This window comes from Sphingomonas bacterium, from assembly GCF_903643065.1.
Classification (GTDB): domain Bacteria; phylum Pseudomonadota; class Alphaproteobacteria; order Sphingomonadales; family Sphingomonadaceae; genus Sphingomonas.
On record NZ_CAHJWX010000121.1, the window covers coordinates 1 to 6287 of the forward strand.

The window sequence follows — 6287 nt, forward strand, 5'->3', positions numbered from 1 at the left end:
CTTGAGCCGCCGGAGCGCCAGCGCGGTCGCGCCGTCGGCGAGCGACGCGGGCAGGCGGCGGACGATGTCGTCGAGCAGCTTGCGGCCCAGCGTCAGCTGCTCGTCGCGCTCCTTGTGGCGCAGGTGGCGGCGGATCGCGGCCAGCGCCTTGCCGGTGATCGCGACGTCGAGCCAGGCGGGCTGCGGCGCCTGGCCCTGGCTGCGCAGGATCGCGACCTGGTCGCCATTGTCGATGACATGGGAGAGCGGCACGACGCGGCCGTTGATCTTGGCGCCCACCGCCTCATCGCCCAGATCGGTGTGGACGGCATAGGCGAAGTCGATCGGCGTCGCCCCCTTGGGCAGCTGGATCAGCTCGCCCTTGGGAGTGAAGGCGAAGATGCGGTCGGCGTACATCGCCATGCGCGTGTGTTCGAGCAGCTCCTCGGGCGTCGCGGCGGTATCGAGGATCTCCAGCAGGTCGCGGATCCAGCTATGATCCGCGTCCGGCCGGCCGCGGCCCTCCTTATAGGCCCAATGCGCGGCCAGCCCGAACTCGGCTTCCGCATGCATCGCGCGCGAGCGCAGCTGGACCTCCACGCGCGTGTTCTCGGCATGAATCACGCTGGTGTGGAGCGAGCGATAGCCGTTGCGCTTGGGGGTGGAGATCCAGTCCTTGAACCGGCCCGGCACCATCGGCCAGCGGCGGTGCACGACGCCCAGCGCGCGGTAGCATTCCTCCTCCGTCGCGACGACGACGCGAAACGCCATCACGTCCGACAGCTGCTCGAAGGAGATGTGGCGTTCCTCCATCTTGCGCCAGATCGAGTAGGGATGCTTCTCGCGCCCCGACACGTCCGCGTCGATGCCGGCGCGCGCGAGCACGTCCTTCAGGCCGCGCGCGATCGTGGCGATGCGGTCGACGCCCGAGCCCTTGAGCTGGGCGAGGCGGCGCGTGATCGACTGATAGGCCTCCGGCTCCAACTGCTCGAAGGCGAGTTCCTGCATCTCGCGCATGAACTCGTACATGCCGACCCGCTCGGCGAGCGGCGCGTAGATGTCGAGCGTCTCGCGGGCGATGCGGCGACGCTTCTCCGGCTTTGCGATATGGTGGAGCGTGCGCATGTTGTGCAGCCGGTCGGCGAGCTTGACCAGCAGCACGCGGATGTCGTCGGACATGGCGAGCAGGAACTTGCGCAGGTTCTCCGCCGCGCGCTCGTTGTCGCTCTGCGCCTCGATCTTGGACAGTTTGGTGACGCCGTCGACGAGGCGGGCGACCGACGGCCCGAACAGCCGCTCGATCTCCTGCGGGGTCGCCACCGTGTCCTCCACCGTGTCGTGGAGGATGGCGGTGGCGATCGTCTCGTCGTCGAGCCGCAGGTCGGTGAGGATGCCCGCCACCTCGATCGGGTGGCTGAAATACGGATCGCCCGACGCGCGCTTCTGGCTGCCATGCGCGTGCATGGAGAAGACATAGGCGCGGTTGAGCAGCGCCTCGTCCGCGTCGGGGTCGTATTCCAGGACCCGGTCGACCAGCTCGTACTGCCTGAGCATGGTCAAGTCCTTGGACTCGCGGGGCGATGCAAGGCAACCATAATTCTCCCCATCGCCGGGGAGGATCGCCTTTGATCAGCGCGCCGCGACGCCCGCCGCCGGACCGCTCCTCGCATGGGCGTTGCACTTCGCCAGCGCGTCGGCGTCATAGGCCTTGCCGGCGACGGTGAAGCTGGTCAGCGCGCCGGTCTGGCGCGCGATCGCGTCGCACAGCGCGGTGTCGCGCTCCGGCGCGCGGGCGGCGACATAGCTGGCGCCGACCTTCGTCCACGGCGTCTCGCGCGTCACCAGCGTCGCGCGGGCGGGTGGCTGGGCAGGGGTGGCGGTGTAATAGCCGGCGGTCTGGGCGCGGGCCGGCGCGGGGCCGACCAGCGCGGTGGCGAGGACGATCGTGGCGGCGGCGAGGACCTGGCGCATGGGAACCTTCTTGCTAAAGCGTAGCGGAAGGCTACCTATCGTCGCGATCGGCCAGTTTCAACGGGAAACTCACTTTCCGCTGTTGAAGCGGACGGATTGCGCTAGGTTGTCGCCAGAGAGAGGATGAACGGCGGTGGACAAGCTGCGCGAGAAGCTGGACGCCTGCAGCCTGCCGGCGGCGCTGGAGGCGGTGGGCGAGCGCTGGTCGTTCCTGATCCTGCGCGCCGCGTTCAACGGGCTGCGTCACTTCGAGGAGTTCCAGTCGGCGCTGGGCATCGCGCGCAACATCCTGTCCGATCGGCTGGCCCGGCTGGTGCGTCACGGCATCATGGGCCGCGCGGCGCTGGCCGACGACCGGCGCAAGATCGAATACCGGCTGACCCCCAAGGGCGAGGCGCTGCTGCCGACGATGGTGGCGTTGCGGCAATGGGGCGAACGGTGGGAGACGGGGGTACCGGCGTTTCCGGCGCTGGTCGACAGGAACGAGCTGCGGCCGATCCAGCCGGTCGCTGTGCTGGCGCAGGACGGGCGCGTGCTGCAGCTCCACGATCTGCATTGGGCGCTGCCGGGCGAGATGGCGCGCGACGCAGGCGAGGCGATCGCGGCGGAGTGAACGGTCAGGCGAGCAGGCGCCACCCCGCCAGCGCCAGCACGACCGCGAGGACCGGGCCCAGCACGCGATCGGGCGCGCGCGTCGCCAGCCAGCTGCCGACCAGCACGCCCGGCACCGAGCCGCACAGTAGCGACAGCAACAGCGCGGCGTCGACCGACCCCATGGCGAGGTGGCCCAGCCCCGCGAGCAGCGTCAACGGCACCGCATGCGCGATATCCGACCCCACCAGCCGCGCGACGGGCAGGCGCGGGTAGAGCACCACCAGCGCGGTCATCCCCAGCGCCCCGGCGCCGACCGAGGTGAGCGTGACGAGCGTGCCCAGCACCAGCCCCAGCGCGATCGTCAGCCGCGCCGTGCGCCGCTCGCTGACCTCGCCCAGCCGCGGCCTTGCCCAGGCGAGCAGCCGCGCGCGGAACAGCGTCGCGACCCCGGTCAGGATCAGCACCGCGCCAAGCGTGACGGTGATCAGGTGGCTGGTCGCGGTCGCGTCGATGCCCGACGCCTGGAGCGCGAGCAGCGTCAACGCGCAGGCGGGCAGGCTGCCCGAGGCGAGCAGCCGGACCACCCGCCAGTCCACCGTGCCGCGCGGACCGTGTACGCCCGTGCCCGCCGTCTTGGTCGCGGTGGCGAAGAGCAGGTCGGTGCCGACCGCCGTCGCCGGATGGAAACCGAAGGCGAGCACCAGCAGCGGCGTCATCAGCGAGCCGCCGCCGACGCCGGTCAGCCCGACCAGCGCCCCCACCAGCGCGCCGGCGAGCGCGTACAGGGGCGCGATCATCCGGCCTCAGCCCGCGCCCTGGGCCGGGGTGTTGACGCCCATCGATTGCAGATAGCGGCGCACGTTGCGCGCGGCCTGACGCAACCGCTGCTCGTTCTCCACCAGCGCGATGCGCACATAGCCTTCCCCCAATTCGCCGTATCCGACCCCTGGCGCGACCGCGACCTGGGCGTGAGTCAGCAATTGTTTGCAGAACTCAAGGCTGCCTAGCCCTTTCAGCGCGGGCGGCAGCGGCGCCCAGGCGAACATCGAGCTGTCGGGCGGCGGGATGTCCCACCCCGCGCGGCCGAAGCTCTCGACCAGCACGTCGCGGCGGCGGCGGTACAGGTCGCGGTTCTGCTCGACGATGTCCTGCGGCCCGTTGAGCGCGGCGACGGCGGCGGCCTGGAGCGGGGTGAAGGCGCCATAGTCGAGGTACGACTTCACGCGGGTCAGCGCGGCGATCAGCTTGGGGCACCCCACCGCGAAGCCGATCCGCCAGCCCGCCATGGAGAAGGTCTTGCTGAGCGAGGTGAACTCGATCGCGACCTCCTTGGCGCCGGGCGCCTGGAGGATCGAGGGCGTGGGGCGGCCGTCATAATATAGCTCGGAATAGGCAAGGTCGGACAGCACCCAGACCTTGTTGGCGCGCGCCCAGGCGACGAGCCGCTCGTAGAAGGCCAGATTGACCGACTCGGCGGTGGGATTGGACGGGTAGTTGACGACCAGGATCGAGGGGCGCGGGACGGTGAACGCCATCGCGCGATCGAGGCTCTCCCAATAGCGCTCGTCGGGCGTGGTCGGCACCGCGCGGATCGTGGCGCCGGCGATGATGAAGCCGAAGGTGTGGATCGGATAGGACGGGTTGGGCGCGAGCACGACGTCGCCGGGCGCGGTGATCGCGGTGGCGAGCGACGCCAGCCCCTCCTTGGAGCCCATGGTGACGACGACCTCCGTCTCCGGATCGAGCTCGACGCCGAAGCGGCGCCCGTAATAGCCCGCCTGCGCGCGGCGCAGCCCGGGAATGCCCTTGGAGGCGGAGTAGCCGTGCGCGTCGGGCTTGCGCGCGACCTCGCACAGCTTGTCGATGACGTGCGCGGGCGGCGGTAGGTCCGGATTGCCCATGCCGAGATCGATGATGTCCTCGCCGGCACCGCGCGCCGCCGCGCGCATCGCGTTCACCTCCGCGATGACGTAAGGAGGCAGGCGGCGGATGCGGTAGAAGTCGTCGGACATGCGTTCTGCTTATACCGTCACGCCGGGCTTGTCCCGGCTTCCACGGTCGGCCACGCACGGTGGCGCGCTCGGACTCGGTCCTCCGGTGGATGCCGGCACCGGGCCGGCATGACGGAGAGGACGATGACCGACCCCAACCCGCTCGACTGGCTGCGCACCGTCGGGGCGGCGCAGCTCAAGCTGATGAATGGCGCGCTGGACGCGATGGGCGCGACGGAGGGCGGTGCGTCGGTGGCGGCGTTCTGGCGCGAGGGGCTGAAGGCCTGGGAGGCGCTGGCGGGCGTCGCCGATGCGCCGGTGCCGCCGTCCACTGACAAGCGCTTCACCGACCCCGCCTGGGACGCGGCACCCTTTGCGCAGCTGCGCGCGGCGTACGAGGCCGCGACCACGCGACTGATGGCGGGCGTCGATGCCGCGCCCGTCGCCGACGAGGCGCAGCGCGAGCGGCTGCGCTTCTCCGCGCGGCTGCTGGCGGACGCGATGAGCCCGGCGAACTTCCCCTGGACCAACCCGACGGTGATGGCGCGCACCGCCCAGACCGGGGGCGAGAACCTGGTCAAGGGGATGGAGCATCTGCTCGCCGATCTGGGCCGGGGGCAGCTGACGCACACGGCACCCGGCCGGTTCGAGCTGGGGCGCGACCTGGCGACGACGCCGGGGCAGGTGATCAAGCGCACGCCGCTGTACGAGCTGATCCAATATGCGCCGGCGACCGACACGGTGCTGGCGGTGCCGCTGGTGATCTTCCCGCCCTGGATCAACCGCTTCTACATCCTCGACCTGACGCCGGAGAAGAGCTTCATCCGCTGGGCGGTGGGGCAGGGGCTGACCGTCTTCACCGTCAGCTGGAAGTCGGCGGACGCGGGCATGAAGGATGTGGCGTGGGACGATTACGTCGCGGCGCAGCTCGATGCGATCGCGACGGTGCGCGACCTGCTGGGCGTGACGGCGGCGCACGCGATCGGGTATTGCGTGGCGGGGACGACGCTGGCGGCGACGCTGGCGCTGCTCGCCGCGCGGGGGGAGGCGGACCGGATCGCGAGCGCTACCTTCTTCACCGCGCAGGTGGACTTCGCGGCCGCGGGCGAACTCCGGCATTTCATCGACGACGACCAGCTGCGCCTGCTCGCGGCGCTGTCGCCCGAGGGGTTCCTCGACGGGCGCTACATGGCGGCGACGTTCAACCTGCTGCGCGGGCGCGACCTGATCTGGAACACGGTCACCAAGAACTACCTGCTGGGGGAGGATTATCCGGCGTTCGACCTGCTTCACTGGAACGGGGACACGACCAACCTGCCGGCGGGGTGGCACCAGAGCTATCTGACCGACCTGTATCGCGACAACCGGCTGGTCGAACCGGGCGCGCTGTCGGTCGATGGCACGCCGCTCGATCTCGGGCGGGTGGAGACGCCGACCTATGTGCAGGCGGGGCGCGAGGACCATATCGCGCCGGCGGCGAGCGTGTGGAAGATCACGCATCACTTCAAGGGCCCGCTGCGCTTCGTGCTCGCCGGCTCGGGACACATTGCCGGCGTGGTCAACCCGCCGGCGGCAGGGAAATATCAATATTGGACCAACGACGCCATGGTCGGCTCGCTCGACGAGTTCGTCGCCGGCGCGACCGAGACCAAGGGCAGCTGGTGGCCCGACTGGATGGCCTGGCTCGCCGCGCGCGATGGCACGCGGGTCCCGGCGACCGGCGCGCGGGTGCCGGGTGGCGGCAGCCTGCCC

At 70.6% G+C, this 6287-nt stretch carries 6 protein-coding genes; 2 read left to right on the forward strand and 4 right to left on the reverse strand.

The features are described from left to right. Positions 1–1533 (reverse strand): RelA/SpoT family protein (locus tag HUU95_RS05805; RefSeq protein WP_174279249.1); only part of this gene is annotated, 1533 nt, incomplete at its 3' end. Positions 1534–1608: 75 nt separating this feature from the next. Continuing rightward, a complete protein-coding gene (locus HUU95_RS05810; RefSeq protein ID WP_174279250.1) occupies positions 1609–1950 on the reverse strand; it encodes a CC_3452 family protein in 342 nt (113 codons plus the stop codon). Between the two features lie 133 nt (positions 1951–2083). On the opposite strand from HUU95_RS05810, the gene HUU95_RS05815 reads away from it, so the two are divergent. Beyond that, positions 2084–2563 (forward strand): winged helix-turn-helix transcriptional regulator, encoded by a 480-nt coding sequence (locus HUU95_RS05815; protein WP_174279251.1) that lies wholly within the window; start codon positions 2084–2086, stop codon positions 2561–2563. Between the two features lie 4 nt (positions 2564–2567). On the opposite strand, the gene HUU95_RS05820 is transcribed toward HUU95_RS05815, so the two are convergent. Both HUU95_RS05820 and HUU95_RS05825 read right to left on the reverse strand, forming a co-directional pair. After that, positions 2568–3341 (reverse strand): sulfite exporter TauE/SafE family protein, encoded by a 774-nt coding sequence (locus HUU95_RS05820; RefSeq protein ID WP_174279252.1) that lies wholly within the window; start codon positions 3339–3341, stop codon positions 2568–2570. A 6-nt stretch (positions 3342–3347) separates the two neighbouring features. Beyond that, positions 3348–4556: an LL-diaminopimelate aminotransferase gene (locus tag HUU95_RS05825; RefSeq protein ID WP_174279253.1), complete on the reverse strand. Its 1209-nt coding sequence runs from the start codon at positions 4554–4556 to the stop codon at positions 3348–3350. A gap of 123 nt (positions 4557–4679) precedes the next feature. Between HUU95_RS05825 and HUU95_RS05830 the strand changes: the two genes are divergently transcribed. Further along, positions 4680–6287, forward strand: a 1608-nt coding sequence (locus tag HUU95_RS05830; protein ID WP_254602648.1) for a PHA/PHB synthase family protein, incomplete at its 3' end; no start/stop codon positions are given.